This window comes from Dyella subtropica, assembly GCF_026283965.1.
GTDB lineage: Bacteria > Pseudomonadota > Gammaproteobacteria > Xanthomonadales > Rhodanobacteraceae > Dyella_D > Dyella_D subtropica.
In genome coordinates, this window is sequence record NZ_JAPDPD010000018.1 from 67,735 (window position 1) to 86,661 (window position 18,927).

Genomic DNA, 18,927 nt, shown 5'->3' on the forward strand with positions numbered 1-18,927 from the left:
GGGTCAGGCGGAAAGGGGTGTGATGTCGGCGGCCAGCTGATCACCCCACGCTTGCAGCTGGTCGAGCAGCGACAATTTGCTGGTGTCGTGCGAGTGCTCGCCGCGCAATGCGGCGACGCGGGCGAAGTAGTCGTCGAGCGTGAGGCCGGTCAGCGCGGTCGGCTTGAGCAGGCGGTCGCGGCGGAAGGCCTCCCAGCGCGCCTGTTCTTCCTGCGTGAGCGTTTCCGGCCAGTTGCGGGCGCGATAACGGAACAGCAACTCCGGATAGCGCGAATCGCGGAAGGGAAAGGCACGCGAACCGAGCTGAGCCGGCGGCGTAGCGCGCACGTCGGCCAGCAGGCGTTTGTCGGCATCGGGCAGGAAGCTGCCGTAGATGGCCAGCTCGGGATCGGCCGGCGGCGGCAGGTCGGCGGCGCGTTTGAATACACGGCGCAACTTCTCCGCCAGTCCGTCGATGGAAGCAAGCACGTCGCGATGGGCCAGGCAGCGCTCGACGTCGAGTTGCAAGCGCGCGGTATCGGTTCCCTTTAGCACGGACAACGGCGCCAGTGCCGGCGCACGATTGGCGCGCACGGTGCGTAGCGGGATGCGTTCCACGCCTTCGGGTAGATCGGCGCGTGAGGTGAACACGCGGTCGGCGATTTCGTCCTCATCCAACGCGAGCAGGGTGCTCGGGTCAGCCGACAGGTCATACACGATCACTTCACCGGGCCGACTCGGATGCTGTGCCAGCGGCGCGACGATGGCCAGGCAATGGCGGCTGGCCGGATAGCGCGACGACACGTGCACCACTGGAGTCATGTTCACTACGTCGAGCAGCTCGAAGACCTTTTGCTTGCGGCGCAGACTGAAATGCCAGTCCCACAGTCGCGGTTGTCGCACGCGAATCAGGCGGGCCAGATCGATCAGGGCGTGCACGTCGGAAAGCGCGTCGTGGGCACGTTCCTGCTGCAGATGATTGGCCGCGGCCAGGTGCTCCAGCTTGAAGCTGGGAGAGCCATCTTCACGTGTCGGCCAGGCGATGCCCTCCGGGCGCAGCGCTTCGCACATACGCACCAGGTCGATCAGGTCCCAGCGCGAATTGCCGTTCTCCCACTCGCGGCCATAGGGCTCGTAGAAGTTGCGGTAGAGCATTTGCCGGGTGAACTCATCGTCGAAGCGCAGCGAGTTGTAGCCCACGCCGCAGGTGCCGGGCGCGGCCAGCTGCTCATGCACACGGGCGGCGAAGTCGGCCTCGTTCACGCCGTCCCGCTCGGCCTGCTGCGGGGTGATGCCGGTGATCATGCAGGCGTCGGGATGGGGCGGCATCTCGCGCGGAGGCTTGCCGAAGAACATGACCGGCTCGCCAACGATCTCCAGCGCCATGGTGGTGCGGATGCCGGCGAACTGCAGGGGGCGGTCGCGCCAAGGGTCTGCGCCGCTGGTTTCGTAGTCGTGCCAGAAGAAGGTCTGCATGGCTGGGATGATCGCATGGCATCCAGGAGCCTGTTTAGCGTCTCTGCCTAACCTTGTAGGAGCCCACCCTGTGGGCGAGCACCCCACGCAGCGGGGTTCGAGAGCACCCGGTCGCCCACAGAATGGGCTCCTACTGGGGGCTGCGAAGTAAGAGGATGCAGCACCTGCTGCTAGACTGCGCGCCCAGGAGGGTGCATGAACCAAGCCAATGACGACAACCTGATCTGGATCGACCTGGAGATGACCGGTCTCGATACCGACAACGACTCCATTCTCGAGATCGCCACCATTGTCACCGATAAGGATCTGAACATTCTGGCCGAAGGGCCAGTGTTCGCTGTCCATCACCCGATGGAGCAACTGGAGGCGATGGATGCGTGGAACCGCAACCAGCATCGCAAATCCGGCCTGTGGGAGCAGGTGCTGTCTGCCACCGACGACCATATCGCCGCGGAGCAGGCCACGCTCGAGTTCCTCAGGGCTTGGGTGCCCGCCGGCAAGTCACCGATGTGCGGCAACTCCATCTGCCAGGACCGCCGCTTCATGCATCGCCAGATGCCGCGGCTGGAGCGCTACTTCCATTACCGCAACCTCGATGTGTCAACGCTCAAGGAGCTGTCGCGCCGTTGGTCGCCGAGCATCGGCAAGGGTTTCAGCAAGGAGTCCGCGCATACCGCACTGTCGGATATCCGTGATTCCATCGACGAGCTGCGCTATTACCGCCAGTACATGGGCGCGCTGGGTGGCGCAGGTTGACGCGTCGGTATCCCGTTCTTGCACCTTGTTTTACTGTGTGATCCAGGAGTGAATATGTCCACCGAACTCTTCGCCCCTGTGCTCGATTGCGCCGGTCGCCCGCTACGGCTCGACCGGCCCCGCGTGGTCGGCATCCTCAATGTCACGCCCGATTCGTTCTCCGACGGCGGCAGCCACGCCACTACCGAGGCGGCCGTCGCGCATGGCCTGCGCATGGCGGAAGAGGGCGCGGACATGCTCGACGTCGGTGGTGAGTCCACCCGCCCCGGTGCCGGCGAAGTGTCGGTAGAGGAAGAGTTGCGCCGCGTCGTGCCAGTGATCGAGCAATTGGCCGCCCGTACTTCGCTGCCCATCGCCATCGATACCTCCAAGCCGGAAGTGATGCGCGCCGCCGTGGCCGCGGGCGCGGGCATGATCAATGATGTCTACGCGCTGCGCCGCGACGGTGCGCTGGATGCCGCCGCCGAGCTGCGCGTGGCGATATGCCTGATGCATATGCAGGGCGAGCCGCGCAGCATGCAGGCCGAGCCGCATTACGACGACGTGGTGGGCGAGGTGCATCGCTTTCTCACCGACCGTTTGTTTGCTTGCGAACTGGCTGGGATCGACAAGCGGCAGGTGATGGTCGACCCGGGCTTTGGCTTCGGCAAGACGCTGGAACACAACCTTGCGCTGCTGCGCGCGCTGGAGCGGTTTGGCAATCTCGGCAGCGGCGCTTATGTGGGGCTGTCGCGCAAATCGATGATCGGCACTCTCACGGGCAGGATGGAGCCGTCGCAGCGCGAGGCGGGTTCTGTCGCGGCCGCGGTCCTTGCCGTGCAGCGCGGCGCTCGTATGGTGCGCGTACATGACGTGGCCGCTACGGTCGATGCGCTGGCGGTATGGCAAGCGGTGGCGGCAGGGGATACGCCGGTGCGCCGCGACAGTCGCCCGACGGCACCCCGTTGGCCGGACGACGAATAACAACCTAGATAGCGCGTGCGTGCGATACGACGCGTTCGGGATACTCCAATGAACCAACGCAAATACTTCGGCACCGATGGCATTCGCGGCCCGGTGGGCCAGTGGCCGATCAGCGCGGACTTTATGTTGCGTCTCGGCCATGCGGCCGGTGTGGCTCTTGCGCGTAACGCCAAATCGCGCCCGAAAGTGCTGATCGGCAAGGACACCCGCATTTCGGGCTATATGTTCGAAGCGGCGCTGGAAGCCGGCCTGGTAGCGGCTGGCGTGGACGTAGGCCTGCTCGGCCCGATGCCGACGCCGGCCGTCGCGTTCCTCACGCGCTCCCTGCGCGCGCAGGCGGGCATCGTGATCAGCGCCTCGCACAACCCGTATCAGGACAACGGCATCAAGTTCTTCTCGTCGAAGGGGGAGAAGCTCTCCGATGAGCTGGAGCAGGCCATCGAGCAGGAGCTGGATGCGGAGTTCGCCACCGTGCCCTCCGAACGGTTGGGCAAGGCCAGTCGCGTCGATGACGCTGTGGCCCGCTATGCGGAGTTTTGCAAGGCCACCGTCGACGAGCATTTCAGCCTGCGCGGCATGCGTATGGTGTTGGACTGCGCCAACGGCGCGACCTATCAGGTGGCTCCCAAAGTGTTTGCCGAACTGGGTGCGGAAGTGATCGCCATCGGCGACCGCCCGGACGGTTTCAATATCAACCGCGGCGTCGGATCTACCCATCCGCAGGCGCTGCAGTTGGCAGTGCTGGAGCATCACGCGGATCTCGGTATCGCCTTCGACGGCGATGGCGACCGCGTGCAGCTGGTGGACCGCAGGGGCATGCTCGCCGATGGCGACGACATGCTCTACGTGCTGGCCCGCGCCTGGCACGCACAAGGTCACCTGAAAGGGCCGGTGGTCGGCACCCTGATGAGCAACTACGGCTTGCAGCAGGCGTTGGATGCGCTGGGTGTGCCGTTGATCCGCGCCAATGTGGGCGATCGCTATGTATTGCAGCAGCTCAAGCAGCATGGCGGTGTGCTCGGCGGCGAAACCTCCGGTCACATCCTGTGTTTGGATCGCGCCACCACCGGCGACGGCATCGTCTCCGCGCTGGCCGTGCTGGAGGCGCTTGGCGGGCTTGATTTCGCCGATGCACGCCAGGGCCTGCTCAAGGCGCCGCAGATCATGATCAACGTCCGTGCTGACGGCGCCCGCGAGGCGCTGCAGAGTGACGCCGTAAAGCAGGCGCTGGCCGAGGTGGAGCAGGCGTTGCTGGGCCGGGGCAGGGTGGTGCTGCGCGCTTCCGGCACCGAGCCGCTGGTGCGCGTGACGGTGGAGGCGGCCGACGAGGCCGAGGTGAGGCGGATGGCGGAGAAGCTGGCGGAGGTCGTAAAATCCTCCGCCGAACGCTCGTGAGCCAGTAAGGGCCTGCCTTTAGCGCAGGTTGCCTTGCCCAGGTCGCCAAGGAATGGCCCGACGTGCCCCGCCCCTGCGGTGGCGGACTGAATCGACCGCACGCCAACCTGTGGATCACGACATGAAACAAGTACCGACCCTGGATATCCGTCGTTACGACACCGACCGCGCCGCCTTCGTGGCCGAACTCGGCGCGGCTTACCGCGAATTCGGCTTCTGCTGCATCAGCGGGCACGGCATTTCGCGCGAGCTGATCGATGGCGCGTACGACGTTTTTCAGCGCTTCTTCGCGCTGCCCACCGACACCAAGATGAAATACCACGTGCCTGGCAGTGGCGGCGCGCGCGGTTACACACCGCTCAAGGTGGAGACCGCCAAGGACAGCCGGTACGCCGACCTCAAGGAGTTCTGGCACGTGGGGCGCGAGATTCCGCGCGACTCGCGTTTTGCCGATGTCATGGCCCCCAATCTGTGGCCGGCCGAAGTGCCGGAGTTCAAGCAGTACGGCTACGGTTTGTTTGAAGCGCTGGATCAGCTCGGTACGCGTGTGCTGCGCGCGCTGGCCCTGCACATCGACCTGCCCGAGAACTATTTCGAGGACAAGACCGACCAGGGCAACTCCATCCTGCGTCCGATCCACTACCCGCCGATCACCGAGGAAAACATCCCGAACGTGCGCGCGGGCGCCCATGAGGACATCAACTTCATCACCTTGCTGGTGGGCGCCAGTGCCGAGGGTCTGGAAGTGCTGACCCGTGAGGGCGAGTGGCTGCCGATCACCACGGAGGGTGACGCCATCGTGGTCAACATCGGCGACATGCTGCAGCGCCTGACCAACCACGTGTACCCGTCCACCACGCATCGTGTGGTCAATCCGCCGAACGAGAACGCACGCAAGCCGCGTTACTCGGTGCCGTACTTCCTGCACCCGAACCCGGACGTGGTGCTTGATCCGCTACCGCAGTGCGTGACAGCCGAGAATCCGAGCCGGTACGACACGTCGATCACTTCGCATGAGTATTTGTTGCAGCGATTGCGCGAGATCAAGCTGATCTGATCGCTGGCACGCATGACTTCCGGTCGGTTCCGTCCGGCTGGAAGTCGGCTAGCCTCGGCTCCTTCATTGAGGAGCTCAGCCATGCGCTACCCGTTGCTGTTTGCTGTGGCGCTTGCGCTAGGTCGTGCGAGCACAGCCTTCGCTGCCGAGCCTTCAGCCCAACCCATCCGCGCAATGGATGCTTTGATCGGCCATTGGCAATGTGATGGCGTCTTTCCCGCCAGCGGCAAGACCATCGCTTCGACCATGCGCTTCGAGGCCGACCTCGGCGGCAACGCCGTGCTCAAGCACCATGATGACATCTCGCCGCCTGCGAGCTATCACGCCGTGGAAGCCTGGGGTTACGATGCCAAAGCCCAGCGTTTCAACGCCACTATCCTGGATAGCTTCGGTGGTGCCCGGCGTTTCAGTTCCGACGGCTGGAACGGCGACACGCTGACCTGGACCTCCGCACCGGAGCTGCAGCCGGCGCAGCGCTTTGTCTATGTGCGCAAAGACGCGAGCACCCTGACGGTTGACTGGGACATCATGCGCGAAGGGCATTTCGTGGTTGGCGATACGCTGATCTGCAAACGCCAGTAATTCGCTTTCGTAGTCGCTGCACTTTCTTCTCTGCGGTTTAAAGTGGCGCCTTTCTCCAAGGAACCATCGCCATGCCCCTGACGCCGCATACCGAGAGGCACTTTACCGCGTCGGATACCGTGCGCGATCTGGTCATCGGCATGGCCGACGGTCTCACTGTCCCGTTTGCGTTGGCGGCGGGTTTGTCGGGCGCCGTGGCGGCGAGCCATGTCGTGGTGGTGGCTGGTGTCGCCGAGATTGCGGCGGGTGCGATTGCGATGGGGCTGGGCGGTTATCTCGCGGCGCGTGGCGATGCGGACCATTACCAATCGGAGCGCGCTCGCGAGCATTACGAAGTGCGCGAGCTGGCTCATCGGGAAGAGGACGAGGTGGTGCAGATCTTCTCGCATTACGGTCTTGATCGCGCCGCCTGCGCACCGATCCTGGCGCACTTCCGCACCGACCCCGACGCCTGGGTCGATTTCATGATGCGTTTCGAGCTTGGACTGGAACAGCCCGAACCGAGCCGCGCGCTGCGTAGCGCACTCACCATCGGCGGTGCTTACGTCATCGGTGGCCTGGTGCCGCTGCTGCCCTACATGCTGATCGGCGAGCTATCGCGTGCGTTATCGGTGTCGGTGGTCTGCACGCTGGTCGCGCTCGGCTTATTCGGTGCCGCCAAGGCACACTTCACCGGCATCGGCATGTTGCGTGGTGCGGTGCAGACCATGTTGGTGGGCGGCATCGCTTCGGCGGCCGCCTTCCTGCTGGCGCGGTGGATCGGCGGTTAGTTCTGCGTAGCGTGGCGATAGCGCTTCGATTCGCGCGCGGACAGCCACAATGCCAGCCGATCCGGCATCAGCTTCACCAGCGATTTGATGAAGCGATTGACGCGACCCGTGACGTGAACCACCTCGCCACGTTCCGCCGCATCGCAACCTTCGCGCACCACGTCTTCGGCGGTCTGCCACATGAAGCCAGGCATCTTGTTCATCAGGTCGCGAGTGCCGGTGACGTCGTGGAATTCCGACCAGGTGAAGCCCGGGCATAGCGCGCATACGTGTACGCCCAGTGGCTGGTTTTCCAGCGCTAATGATTGCGAGAACTTGATCAGATATGCCTTGGATGCGGCATACAGCGTGTGGCCGGCCGAGCCCGGCACGTGGCCGGCCAGCGAGGCGATATTGACGATGCGGCCGTAGCGGCGCTCACGCATGCCGGGCAGCAAACGCCAGGCGAGTTCGGCGGGCGCAGTCATCAGCACCTGGATGAAATCCGCGTGCGTCTTCCATGCATTGGCTTCGAACGTGCCCGGCACGCCGTAACCGGCGTTGTTGATCAGCCAGTCCACGGCCAGTCCGCGTTGAGCGAGCGCATCGCATAGCTGCTGCGGCGCGGCGGGATCGGCGAGATCGCAGGGCAGCACGGTGACTTGGTTACGGTGCTTCTGTCTCAGTTCCTCGGCCAAGGCTTCAAGTCGATCGGCGCGGCGTGCCGTAAGCACAAGGTCGTGTCCTCGCGCGGCAAGCTCGCGCGCGAAGGCGGCGCCGATGCCGGCAGAGGCGCCCGTGATCAGGCTGAGTGGGCGGGACTGCGACATAGCTGCCTCGGGTTGGGCCATAAAGTCCGGCGATCTTGCCGGTTGGCACCCACTTCCGCCAGCCGGCTCGGCATTGCCGTGTCATGGAGCGCTCGCTAAGCTTTCGCGTTTTGAAACAAGGGACGCAGGCCATGCGCAAGAAGCTCGTTGCCGGTAACTGGAAAATGCACGGCAGCCGTTCGATGGCAGAAGCGCTGGTGGGCGAGATCGTCGCCGGCAAGCCGACCGATGTGGATGTGGCTGTGTTTCCCCCGTTCCCTTACATCACTGCACTGGCTGACAGTCACGCAGGCTCCGGCCTGGGTTTCGGTGCGCAGGACGTGAGCGAGCACCAAGGGCAGGGTGCCTATACCGGTGAAGTTTCCGCGGCCATGCTGGCCGACAGCGGTGCGCAGTGGGTGCTGGTGGGCCACTCCGAGCGCCGCCAATATCACAGCGAGAGCGACGAGCTGGTCGCCCGCAAATTCGCCGCTGCTCGCGCGGGTGGCCTCACCCCTATTCTGTGCGTCGGTGAAACCTTGACTCAGCGCGAAGCCGGCGAGACCGAAGCCGTCATAGCCCGCCAGCTGCAGGCCGTGATCGCGCTCAATGGCATCGGCAGTTTCGATACCGCCGTGATTGCCTATGAACCGGTTTGGGCCATTGGTACCGGCCGTACGGCCACCCCCGAGCAGGCCCAGGCCGTGCACGGGTTCATTCGTAGCCAACTCGCAAAAGAAGATGTTATGATTGCCCGTCTGACTCGGCTGCTTTATGGCGGCAGTGTCAAAGCGGCAAATGCCGCAGAACTGTTCGCGCAACCGGACGTGGACGGGGGACTCATCGGCGGTGCCTGCCTGGCATCCAATGACTTCCTCGCTATCTGCGCCGCAGCGCACTAAGCGCACGGACTCCTAACGACCCATGTTCGTCATCTTCAGCGTCTTTTACATCCTGATCGCCGCAGCGATGATCGTGCTGATCCTGATGCAGCGCGGTGCAGGCGCCGATGCGGGCTCCGGCTTCGGCGGCGGTGCCTCTGCCACCGTGTTCGGTGCGCGCGGTTCCTCCAGCTTCATGACGCGCGCCACCGGCGTGCTGGCTGGGCTGTTCTTCCTGCTCAGCCTCGGCATGGGTATCTACCTGAGCCGTCATGGCGCGCCGCAAAATACTGGCAACGATCTCGGCGTGATGTCCGGTCTTGCCAATCCGCCGGCCGCCACGCAAAATGCGCAGCCCGCTGCACCGGCCCAGGCCAATGCGGAAGTTCCGCAGGCCACCAAGCCCGCAGCGCCTGCTGGCGAAGTGCCAGCCGCTACGGCCCCGGCTGCAGCCAAGGACGCCAGCGCTAAGAGCAGCAGCGAAGTTCCAGCAGCAACGGAACCCGCCAAGAAAAACTAAGTAAGACACCTGCCCAGGTGGCGGAATTGGTAGACGCACTACCTTGAGGTGGTAGCGACGCAAGTCGTGGGGGTTCGAGTCCCCCCTTGGGCACCAATAAGAAGTCTAAGGACGTCCAGAGGAGTCCAAAAAGACTAAAGAAACCCGCTATTTAGCGGGTTTTTTGTGCCATTAGGTTTCATGGCGCCCCGTCCAATCCCGCAACAATTGGGGGTATATGGCAAGATGGTCACGTATCCAGGGAAAAATACCCCCAGAAGATGGAGCTGACTTAGCAGCAGATCTGTTAAGGCGGTGCTAGACGAATGCGCTTCAGGTCATGCCCTGAGGATCTTGGTCTGATCGATGTACGGCAGGGGCGTGGGGTCGAACTTCCTCGTCCCCCGAGTAAGTGGGCGCCGCGACGTTGCCCGTTGTTGATGGATGACTGCTGCCGCGCCGGCGCCCAGGAATGGCCCTGCATGGTTATGGACGCGAAGCCCATATGGTTATGGACGCGAAGCCCATGGCGAGGAAGCACTTATTGGATATGAAAAGGAAAGGCAGCGCAGTCGAGTCACACAACACCTGTAAAGGTGAACTGCTCGCCTGTATCACCATGGCGCTGGCCATTGCCTGTGTCTTGCCCACAAGCGCAATGGCGGATACCTACCCTGTGGTCGACGGGGGGAGTTTCACCAACGCCGTCTACTTGGCGAACTCGCTGACCGGCGTCAGTTCCACGATTCTGCTCCAGAACGACATCGCGCTGCTCACCCCGTCGAGTTCGTTGCCGACTCTGGTCAATCCGCTGATCATCGACACGGGAACGCACGCGCTCACAGGCACGCTCTCCTTCCTCGACACGGGAGCGCCACTGACCATTGCTGGCACGTTTCATGGCGTCGATGCAGGTTCAATGGCCGGCGCAAATATGGGCGGAGCCGGCATTCTGACCCAGAGCACCACGCTCTCTTCGTCCATCATCAACAATGGCCATATTATCGGTGGCGGCGCATCGACTGCTCTTCCTGGCGCAGCCGTGACGTTGGCCTCCACGACGTTTGTCAACAACGGAACGCTGACCGGAGGCCTCAGCACCGGAAGCGTCACCGGTGGCTCCGGCGCCGTTGTGCAATCCGGCAGTTCGATGACGAACTACGGCACCATCGAAGGAGGAAGTTCCCAACTGGGAATCGGTGGCATTGGTATTGACATGGGGGCGTCGGGTACGAGCCAAACACTGGTCAATTACGGACAGATCCGTGGTGGCGCGTCCATTAGTGGTGCCGGAGGCTCGAGTCGAGGCGTCGGCCTCATCGTTCGCTCGGGCACAAATCTGATCAGCAATGCGGGCGCGATGGAAGGCGGTGTCGTAATTGTTGGGAACGCAGCGATCACCCTGATCAACAGCGGCGTGATTCGATCGGACACTGGGTCGCCCTACGCCATTGCGGTGGCCTTTGGTGTAACTGCGCCACTCACGCTTGAACTGCACGCGGGCTCTGTGATTGCCGGTATCGTCTCTGCCACCGGTTCCACAAACGACACGCTGCGCCTGGGTGGTAACACGGACGCGACGTTCGACGTCTCCCAGGTCGGCCGCTTCATAGGTAACTATCAGGGGTTTGAGCAGTTTCAGAAGACCGGCACCAGCACATGGAGCCTTGTCGGCAAAGGCACCGACTCGACGCCATGGAATGTCCAGCAAGGCACGCTGCAGGTCGGCAGCGGTGGCACCAGCGGCAGCTTTATCGGCGACGCAACGTTGGCGAGCGGCGCCACGCTTGCCTTCAATCGCATCGATGCCTTTACCTTCGCCAACAACATCAGCGGCACAGGCTCGGTCAGCCAAATGGGCGCCGGAATCGCCACGCTCTCCGGCACCAACAGCTACACGGGCGGAACGACCATAGCATCAGGCACGCTGCGCGTCGGCAGCGACGCCAACCTCGGCAACGCCGCAGGCGGCATCATCTTTACCGGGGGAGTGCTCAACACCAGCGCGGACATGGCGACAGCGCGAAGCATCGCATTGAATGGTAACGGTACGTTCTTTACCGACAGCGGCACCACGCTTACGCTCAACGGAGTGGTCGGCGGCAATGGTGGCCTCGCCAAGGCGGGCGCGGGCGCACTGGTGCTGTCAAAGGCCAACACATATACCGGCGGCACGACGATCAACGCTGGTGAGCTGCGCATCGCCAGCGACACCAGTCTCGGCGCGGCCGCTGGTGGAGTCGCCTTCACCGGCGGCACACTGCACACCACGACCGACATCACCACGTCGCGCGCGATGAACCTGAGCGGCACCGCCACGTTCCTCACGGAGGCGGGCACCACGCTGACGCTCGATGGCCCAGTGACGGGGAGCGGCAGCATGACCAAGGCGGGTGACGGCACGCTCGTTTTGGGCGGCGGCAGCGGCTATACCGGCGGCAGTTCTATCAGCGCTGGCACGTTGCAGCTCGGCAATGGCGGCGCTTCCGGCAGCATCGCGGGCGACATTGTCGACAACGCGACGCTGGCCTTCGACCGTACGGACACCCTCATCGTCGCCAGCACGATTTCCGGCGGCGGCGCGCTGATGCAGAACGGCAGCGGCACCGTCATCCTCACCGGTAACAATACGTACGGCGGCGTCACCACGATTGGCACCGGTGCGCTGCAGCTCGGCAACGGCGGCGCCAGCGGCGGCATTGCGGGCAATGTGGTGGATAACGGCACGCTCGTGCTCAACCGCTCCGACAACGTTACCTTTGCTGGCACCATCTCCGGCAGCGGTAGTGTGGTGCAGGCTGGAACGGGTGCGACGGTATTCAACGGCATGCACACCTACATCGGCACTACGACGATCGAAGCAGGTCAGCTGGCTGTCAATGGATCGATCACTAGCCCCGTGATGGTGAGTGCTGCGGGTACGCTTGGGGGTTCGGGCACCATCGTCGGCAATGTGACGAACGCCGGCACGGTAGCACCGGGCAACTCCAGCGGTACGCTCACCGTCAAAGGTAACTACATTGGCCAGGGTGGCACGCTGCAAATCGAGGCTGCATTGGGCGGCGACAACGCGGCGACAGACCGGCTGATAGTGATGGGCGATACGTCCGGCAGCACGCACGTGAAGATATTGAAGACGGGCGAACAGGGGGCGCCGACCCTCAAAGGTGTCAAGGTGGTCGACGTGCGGGGTGCGTCGAACGGCGCGTTTGAGTTGGTCGGGGATTACATGTTCCAGGGCGAGCCGGCCATCGTGTCGGGGGCTTATGCCTATCGCCTTTACAAGAACGGTGTGAGTACACCCAACGACGGTGATTGGTATCTGCGTTCCTCACTCAACTCGCCAACCGACGCCCATTCCCCCGCGCCACTCTACGCGCCCAGTGTGCCGCTCTACGAGTCCTACGCCGCTGTGCTGCAGCAACTCAACGGACTTGACACACTGCAACAGCGCGTGGGTAACCGCGACTTCACGAGACAGGCGCGGATGCAGGACGCCAGCGTGGACAACACCAGTGCTGCGTGGGTGCGCGTGGATGGCGGCCATGCCGACCTCACGCCGGAAACTTCCACCACTGGCACGCACCGCGATGCCACCACGCTGAAGGTGCAGGTTGGCCTGGACGGCACGGTACACGAAAGCGAGGCCGGTGTGCTCGTAGTGGGCGGCACCATGCAGTGGAGCAAGGCCGATTCCAACGTTGCTTCCACCTATGGCTTGGGTCAGGTCAAGACCACCGGCTACGGTATCGGCGGCACGCTCACCTGGTACGGCGCGGGTGGTTTCTACGTCGACGCGCAGGCGCAGTGGAACCGTTACGATACCGATCTGGCGTCGCGCACGCTGGCTCGCCTGCTAGCTGATGGCAACAAGGGGACGGGCCATAACTTCGGCCTCGAAGCTGGCCAGAAATTCGTGCTGAGCGATTGCTGGTCGTTGGTTCCACAGGGCCAGCTGGTGTATTCATCGGTGCGCTTCGATAACTTTGTCGATCCCTACGGTGCGGCAGTGCGACGCCAGGAGGGTGACAGCCTGCTCGCTCGCGCCGGTCTTGCCGTGGACCGCGAGAATGAATGGCGCAGCGACAACGGCAGCATGACGCGCTTGCACATCTACGGCATCGCCAACCTCTATTACGACTTCTTCGATGGCACCAAGGCCGGCGTGTCGGGCGTCGGCCTCGTCAGCGAGGACGCGCCGCTGTGGGGCGGCGTTGGCCTTGGCGGCTCCCTCAACTGGAACAGCGGCCGCTACCGGCTATACGGCGAAGCTCTCACGCAGACCAGTCTGCAGCACTACGGCGACAGCAGTTCGTACGGCGTGAAAATAGGCTTCCGTATGAGCTGGTGATGGATAGGATCGGGCGCACAGTTGTATGCGCCCGACCTCCATTTTTTACGAAGGTTTTTTTACGGTTGGCGGTTTCAACCTCCAAGTGCATCAGCCGGTACCAAGCCATCGCGGGCCTTGATGTAGTGCTCGAAGAACACTTCGGCCGGCGAACGCAAGCCGAGCGTCTTGCAGGGCCGGGTGTCGAGTTCCCAGGCGACGGCGTCCAGCTGCGCCTGACTGTGCACGGACAGATCGGTGCCCTTGGGAAAATACTGGCGTAACAGGCCGTTGGTGTTCTTAGCGAAGTCGCGCTGCCAGGGGCTGTGCGTAGATGGCCAAACCGGTCCGCTCGCTCAACGTGTGATGCAAAGCCATCTCCTTGCCCTGATCGTGGGTCAGCGTCTTGCGCATCGCTTCGGGCAACGGCATGAACGTACGGGCGAAGCCCTCCAGCACGCCCAGCGCGGTGCTGTCCTCCACCTTGACCAGCATTGTTAACAGGCTATGGTGGCGCGCCAGGGTGCTGATCGCCGAGCGGCTATGGGCGCCGATGATCAGGTCCCCTTCCAATGCCCCGGGAGCAAACGCTCGTTGGCCTCGGGTGGGCGCAGGTGAATGCGCTGGGCAGATCCGGCAAGCGGTCGCGGGTCTCGTCGCCTTGGCGCGTCCCCCGGGCCTGCCGAAGTAGCCCGATGAGCTGGCGACGCAATTCGCTCCGGGGCATCGCGTAGATCGCGGTGTAGATCGTTTCGTGGGACACCCGGCATGGCTGATTGCTCGGGATAGCGCTCCTTGAGTGTGTCGGCGATTTGCTCAGGCGACCAGCGCAGCCGCAACCGCGAGTGCACATGGGCCCATAACGCACCTTGCCGGTGCAGCTTGGGGGGGGCTGGCTGACGTTGCAGACGACGAGCCTGCTAGCCCGCGCGATGCACGTCGTAGCCGCCAGCGATTAAACAGATAGTGCTCTCCTGCGGCGCGGGTGGCGATAGGGTTGGGGAGCCATGGTAGGCGGTGTCGATCATGGTGCGGTGATATTCAACGTCACTGAGGTGGGCAGCCTTACGCCGCGCTATGCATCCATGGCAGTAATGTCATGCGGCATTGTGATTCTCGACCTGCTGCAGTCGTCGGCCGCGATGGTCATCAGTACGGTGCTGATCTCGCCGTTGATGGGGCCGATTGTGCAGTTGGGCTTCTTTCTGTGCGTGGTGGATTTCCGCCTGATGCGGCGTGCCCTGTTGGCGCTGGTTGTGGGCGTCGGCCTGGCTCTGCTTATCGCGATCTGCTTTGTCTGGGTGTCGCCGCTGCGCGAGCCGACCTGCGAGATTCTGGCGAGAACGCGGCCTACCTTGTTCGACTTGCTGGTGGCAGTGTTCTCCGGCGTGGCTGGTGGTTATGTGGTGATCACCCGCAAGGGTGAGGCCATCGTCAGCGTGGCAATTGCTACGGCGTGAATGCCGCCGCAGGCCGTGGGCGATATGCATATCGCTGGCGGCGCGTTCTTCCTGTCTATGACCAATCTTCTGGCGATTGCGTTGAGCGATCACTTTGATCGCCTATTGGTACGGCTTCGGCATCGACAATTCGCCGCGACATACAGCGTGGCAGGAGGGCGTGATCGTGGTGACCTTTCTTCTACTCGCCATTCCGCTTGGTTTGGTTCTGCACTACATCGCTGATGCAAATGCAGGCGGGCATAGATGTTGCCTCACGCATCCACGATCTCTCGCTGCGGCAGCTTGGCGAAGTCTCTATCGACGACATGGAGCGCAAAGTTGTGCTCCATGTCGCCCACGGCATCCATTTGGACAAGGTGGATAGGCAGGCGCAAGTCACCGCACTGGAGCATGCCGACCCGGGCTGGCATATCGAGCTCGTCCCAGCACTACCCGATCGCGAAACCAGCACGTCCGGGGGAGCGCCGGCAGAGATGCAAGGCCGCCCAAGCCGAACGGCTCCGAACCCGGTCATGCGTCGTGACGTTGCGATAGGCACAGCGCGGCGGCCTCCGCCTGCCATATGGGTTCAGGAGATTTCGGGTGGTGGTACCAGTCCCACTTCAGCCGCGAATTTAAACAAGTCGGCATCGGAGCTAATGCCTAGCTTCGCCATGGCGTTTACCTTCTGTGTACTCACGGTCTGCTTGCTTCGATCCAGGCGCCTGGCAATGTCCGTGATGCTGTTGCCGGCTACATAGAGCGAGATCACTTCCGTCTCGCGTGCCGACAACTTGGTGATGGGCGCGCCGCCCGACAACGATTGCACGATGGTGGCGATACTCGGTGAGAAATACCGGCGCCCCACATGCGCTGCCTGCACGGCAGCGGCGACGTGCGAGATGTCATCGGCTTTGCTGAGCAGGTGATCAATGCCCCTGGCGAGCAAGGTCCGTATCAACACCGGCTTGTCGATGGCGGTGATCACTACGATGGCGAGTTCCGGGTAGCGCCCGGCAAGGAAGGAAAGCAGGTTCAGGCCGTCGCCGTGGCTGCCGCCGGGCATGGCGTAGTCGGTCACCAGCACGTGGCACGGGTGTTCATCCAGCAGGGCGACCAGTTCGGACGAGTTTCGTGCGGAACCCACACGGCGGATGGTTGGGATGTCATCCAGCGCAGCTTCCATGCCCAGCCGAATCACCGGATGATCATCGGCGATGGCGACGCGAATGTGTTTGCTATCCATGATGATCGCTAATGTTGGGTCCAAGGAAGACGCCGCCCCGCCAACTGGCATGGCGAGAGCGGCCGTAGTATATCGACACGTCGGGCGCAATGATGGCCCGTGAGCATCGGGCGCCGCCTCGTGACAAACGCGGTTACCATCGCATGGCGACAGAACGCCAAGGAGCATGCATTTGACCATTCGGGTTGCGATTGCCGACGACCATCCGACCATGCTGGCCGGGATGGAGCACTTAATGGCTGGATTCGCGGGCATGACGGTTATTGGGCTGGTGACGGATTCCACCCAGCTGGTCCAACTGCTGGGAAGCCAGAGCTGCGATGTCGTAATCACCGACTTCTCGATGCCCAAGGGGCGCTACGGCGATGGCATCTCGTTGCTGCGGTTTCTACAGCGTCGGTTCCCCTTGGTGAGACTGGTTGTGCTTACCGGCGTCGAAAGCGAAACGGTGCTGCGTAGCATTCTTGCCATCGACGTCAGAGTCATCGTCAGCAAGTCAGACGACTATGCCTGCCTGGAAACGGCCATCCATCGGGCGCGTGATAAGCAGGATTTTCTTTCGCCAGACATAGAACGCATCTTGCAGGCCGCGTCAGCCAGCGGTGCGCTCGCGCCTGAAGCAGGTGGACAGCTCAGCAAGCGCGAAACGGAAGTGATGCGGCTCTTTGCGGAGGGTCTCTCGGTGTCGCAGATCAGTGAGCGGATTGGTCGTAGCCGCAAGACGGTTAGCGCACAGAAAGTCACCGGGATGAAGAAACTGGGCCTGCAGCGCGATGCGGATATATTCCGATACGCGGTGGCCCACGGCCTCGTTCAGGCATCGGAGTCAGCACGTAGCGGCGCGAAAGAAGCCGACGAATAGTGTGATGTGCGTCGCCGAATCGCGCAAAGATGTGCTATCGCGCGCCGATTAGGCGCTGTCCCATAGTCCTCTTCTCCACTCGTCCCTAGGCTTTTGAAAAACGGGTCATTTAGGCATGACCCACATAAAAAAACGCCGCGCTGTAGGTGCAAGGACGTGGAAGAAATCAACGAGGCAGAGGTCTCACTGCTATTGCTAGGCTTCTGTAGCCTGAGCAAGGCGGAGCAGAGCCTTTTCGTTGATGGATTGAACGGGTTCCTGTTTGTGTCCCCTGGCAAACGTCGCCAGTTAATCGAGCGGTGGAAGCGGATCAGCAAGGCCGAAAACGCCAAGAGCATGCTCCGTTTGCGAGAAGACGCTTAGCGCTTCTCTTTCCCCCTGTGTGCAGGGAAAGACTGAGGAGGGGGCGAGCCATCTCGTTGCCGGCAAACGACAGCGCTCGGAGTGAAGTCGTGATTCCCCGCATCCTTCTCGCAAGCGACCCTCCAGTCGCCCTCATAGGCATGGCCGATGTCATTACACAGGGCCGCGTTGTCATGGTGGCCGGTGAGGCAAGTGACATGGATGGCAGCATCTCCCGCAAACGGAGCCCTGAGATTGGATCGTCATCGATTTCCGCATGCCGCAATCCGACATGGCTGGCGGGCTCGCATGGTTGCAAGACATACGCACCGCATATCCGTTATTCCCATCGGTGGTCACGACCACCACAGGCGAGCCCGCCATCTATCACGCGATGCTCTCCACTGATGTAAATGCGCTCATCAGTAAATCGGACGACATCAAAGAAATCTGACAGGTCATCGAAGACGTACTGGCAGAAATACCTAACTCAGCACCGCGGTACTTTGCTCGATCGTTCGGAGCGGGGCTCTGGGTTTCTAGTGGCTGCGATCGACGTGTCCAGGGTGTGAGCAACGCAGAATCGTCCGCACCCGGGAAAAAGTTTCGTCGATTGATGACATCGCAAACGCAATTTAAGCCGTGTCTGATGTTATGCGTTCGTTACGCTTTTTAGTCTATTCAGCAAGACGTAGCGGCACGAAATCCGCGAATAACACAGGCGCATCGGCGCCTGCTTCGCAGTAACAGAACCAACTCCATAAGGTGAGACGACATCAGAAGGCGAAACCCTTCTGAGCGTTCCCTTGCGGCCGATATTCGGATCAAACGTGGTTTCTTTGGCGTTTGTTCCACCCTCTTTGTTGCCAGTTGCATGACGGGCGACGAAGGCGGTTCGCGTCCCCTGCGAACCTAACTGTTCAACAAACCCAATAAGGATTCCTTCCTATGAAGCAGATCAAGCTTGCCTCCGCGATCGCACTCGCCATGGGCATCGCCGTGGTTGGTTCGGCCCAGGCCGCCTCCGGCGGCACCATCACCTTCACCGGCTCGGTGACCGACGCAACCTGTACGGTTTCGGGCGGTGCGGGCTCGGACGGTGGTACCGGTAATTTCAGTGTGGCTCTCGACGAGGTGAATGCCAACCAGCTGGCAGCCGCTGGCGATACGGCCAACAAGAAGGCCTTCAGCGTGATCATCGGTGGCCCGGGTCAGGGCACCTGCACCGACGGCAAGGTGGCTTCGATGTCGTTCCTGCCGTCCAGCATCCATGTCGATGCAGCCACCGGCGCCCTGAAGAACGCCCTGACTGGCGAAGCCACCAACACCCAGGTCCAGCTGCTGGACGGCGGCGCCGCCGGCACGCCGATCAATCTGGCTGCTGGCACCTACGCCGCGACGGCGACGATCGCCAACAACACGGCGACGATCCCGTTCTCCGTGCAGTACCTGGCCGTCAATGGCGCAGCGACCCCGGGTCTGGTCAGCACCAACGTCGTGTACGCGGTCACCTACAACTGATCGATCAGCACGCTTGCGTGACCCGCATCGACGGCCGT

At 62.6% G+C, this 18,927-nt stretch carries 17 protein-coding genes, 1 tRNA gene and 1 pseudogene; 14 read left to right on the forward strand and 5 right to left on the reverse strand.

Annotated features, from left to right (window positions below; translation table 11 throughout):
* Positions 1-3 precede the first annotated feature (3 nt).
* Complete coding sequence (sbcB, locus tag OUZ45_RS15770) at positions 4-1,455, reverse strand: exodeoxyribonuclease I (protein WP_266171098.1); 1,452 nt, start codon at positions 1,453-1,455, stop codon at positions 4-6.
* Between the two features lie 195 nt (positions 1,456-1,650).
* On the opposite strand from sbcB, the gene orn reads away from it, so the two are divergent.
* The 6 genes from orn to OUZ45_RS15800 all read left to right on the forward strand — a co-directional run bounded on the left by orn (position 1,651) and on the right by OUZ45_RS15800 (position 6,978).
* Positions 1,651-2,211 carry an oligoribonuclease gene (orn, locus tag OUZ45_RS15775; protein WP_266171099.1) on the forward strand — a complete coding sequence of 187 codons (561 nt, stop codon included), beginning with the start codon at positions 1,651-1,653 and terminating at the stop codon, positions 2,209-2,211.
* A 54-nt stretch (positions 2,212-2,265) separates the two neighbouring features.
* A complete protein-coding gene (gene folP / locus OUZ45_RS15780; RefSeq protein ID WP_266171100.1) occupies positions 2,266-3,174 on the forward strand; it encodes a dihydropteroate synthase in 909 nt (302 codons plus the stop codon).
* A gap of 48 nt (positions 3,175-3,222) precedes the next feature.
* Positions 3,223-4,569, forward strand: coding sequence for a phosphoglucosamine mutase (glmM, locus tag OUZ45_RS15785; RefSeq protein WP_266171101.1), 1,347 nt, complete (start codon positions 3,223-3,225; stop codon positions 4,567-4,569).
* 121 nt (positions 4,570-4,690) lie between these two features.
* On the forward strand, positions 4,691-5,626 hold the full coding sequence (locus OUZ45_RS15790; RefSeq protein WP_266171102.1) for an isopenicillin N synthase family dioxygenase: 936 nt from the start codon (positions 4,691-4,693) through the stop codon (positions 5,624-5,626).
* Between the two features lie 81 nt (positions 5,627-5,707).
* Positions 5,708-6,208 (forward strand): hypothetical protein, encoded by a 501-nt coding sequence (locus OUZ45_RS15795; protein WP_266171103.1) that lies wholly within the window; start codon positions 5,708-5,710, stop codon positions 6,206-6,208.
* Positions 6,209-6,279: 71 nt separating this feature from the next.
* On the forward strand, positions 6,280-6,978 hold the full coding sequence (locus tag OUZ45_RS15800; RefSeq protein ID WP_266171104.1) for a VIT1/CCC1 transporter family protein: 699 nt from the start codon (positions 6,280-6,282) through the stop codon (positions 6,976-6,978).
* On the opposite strand, the gene OUZ45_RS15805 is transcribed toward OUZ45_RS15800, so the two are convergent.
* Positions 6,975-7,787, reverse strand: a complete 813-nt coding sequence (locus OUZ45_RS15805) for an SDR family NAD(P)-dependent oxidoreductase (RefSeq protein ID WP_266171105.1) — start codon at positions 7,785-7,787, stop codon at positions 6,975-6,977. The two genes, OUZ45_RS15800 and OUZ45_RS15805, sit on opposite strands and share 4 nt — an antisense overlap.
* A 131-nt stretch (positions 7,788-7,918) precedes the next feature.
* Here OUZ45_RS15805 and tpiA point away from each other — a divergent pair, with 131 nt between their 5' ends.
* From tpiA to OUZ45_RS15825, 4 genes are all read left to right on the forward strand, one after another.
* Complete coding sequence (gene tpiA, locus OUZ45_RS15810; protein ID WP_266171106.1) at positions 7,919-8,668, forward strand: triose-phosphate isomerase; 750 nt, start codon at positions 7,919-7,921, stop codon at positions 8,666-8,668.
* Between the two features lie 22 nt (positions 8,669-8,690).
* Entirely contained in the window at positions 8,691-9,167 is a 477-nt protein-coding gene (secG, locus tag OUZ45_RS15815; RefSeq protein WP_266171107.1) for a preprotein translocase subunit SecG, read from the forward strand.
* Between the two features lie 11 nt (positions 9,168-9,178).
* A tRNA-Leu gene (locus tag OUZ45_RS15820) sits at positions 9,179-9,263 on the forward strand.
* A gap of 541 nt (positions 9,264-9,804) precedes the next feature.
* Entirely contained in the window at positions 9,805-13,497 is a 3,693-nt protein-coding gene (locus tag OUZ45_RS15825; protein WP_266171108.1) for an autotransporter outer membrane beta-barrel domain-containing protein, read from the forward strand.
* 74 nt (positions 13,498-13,571) lie between these two features.
* Here OUZ45_RS15825 and OUZ45_RS20880 read toward each other — a convergent pair.
* Positions 13,572-14,432: pseudogene (locus OUZ45_RS20880) on the reverse strand (IS30 family transposase); the annotation flags it as partial.
* Between the two features lie 51 nt (positions 14,433-14,483).
* Here OUZ45_RS20880 and OUZ45_RS15840 point away from each other — a divergent pair.
* Positions 14,484-14,936, forward strand: a complete 453-nt coding sequence (locus tag OUZ45_RS15840; RefSeq protein WP_266171111.1) for a DUF389 domain-containing protein — start codon at positions 14,484-14,486, stop codon at positions 14,934-14,936.
* 254 nt (positions 14,937-15,190) lie between these two features.
* On the opposite strand, the gene OUZ45_RS15845 is transcribed toward OUZ45_RS15840, so the two are convergent.
* Positions 15,191-15,349 carry a hypothetical protein gene (locus OUZ45_RS15845; RefSeq protein WP_266171112.1) on the reverse strand — a complete coding sequence of 53 codons (159 nt, stop codon included), beginning with the start codon at positions 15,347-15,349 and terminating at the stop codon, positions 15,191-15,193.
* Between the two features lie 158 nt (positions 15,350-15,507).
* Positions 15,508-16,164, reverse strand: a complete 657-nt coding sequence (locus tag OUZ45_RS15850; RefSeq protein ID WP_266171113.1) for a response regulator — start codon at positions 16,162-16,164, stop codon at positions 15,508-15,510.
* 172 nt (positions 16,165-16,336) lie between these two features.
* On the opposite strand from OUZ45_RS15850, the gene OUZ45_RS15855 reads away from it, so the two are divergent.
* From OUZ45_RS15855 to OUZ45_RS15865, 3 genes are all read left to right on the forward strand, one after another.
* Entirely contained in the window at positions 16,337-17,026 is a 690-nt protein-coding gene (locus tag OUZ45_RS15855; RefSeq protein ID WP_266171114.1) for a response regulator, read from the forward strand.
* Between the two features lie 619 nt (positions 17,027-17,645).
* Complete coding sequence (locus OUZ45_RS15860; RefSeq protein ID WP_266171115.1) at positions 17,646-17,822, forward strand: hypothetical protein; 177 nt, start codon at positions 17,646-17,648, stop codon at positions 17,820-17,822.
* Positions 17,823-18,316: 494 nt separating this feature from the next.
* Positions 18,317-18,889: a fimbrial protein gene (locus tag OUZ45_RS15865; RefSeq protein ID WP_266171116.1), complete on the forward strand. Its 573-nt coding sequence runs from the start codon at positions 18,317-18,319 to the stop codon at positions 18,887-18,889.
* Positions 18,890-18,927 lie beyond the last annotated feature (38 nt).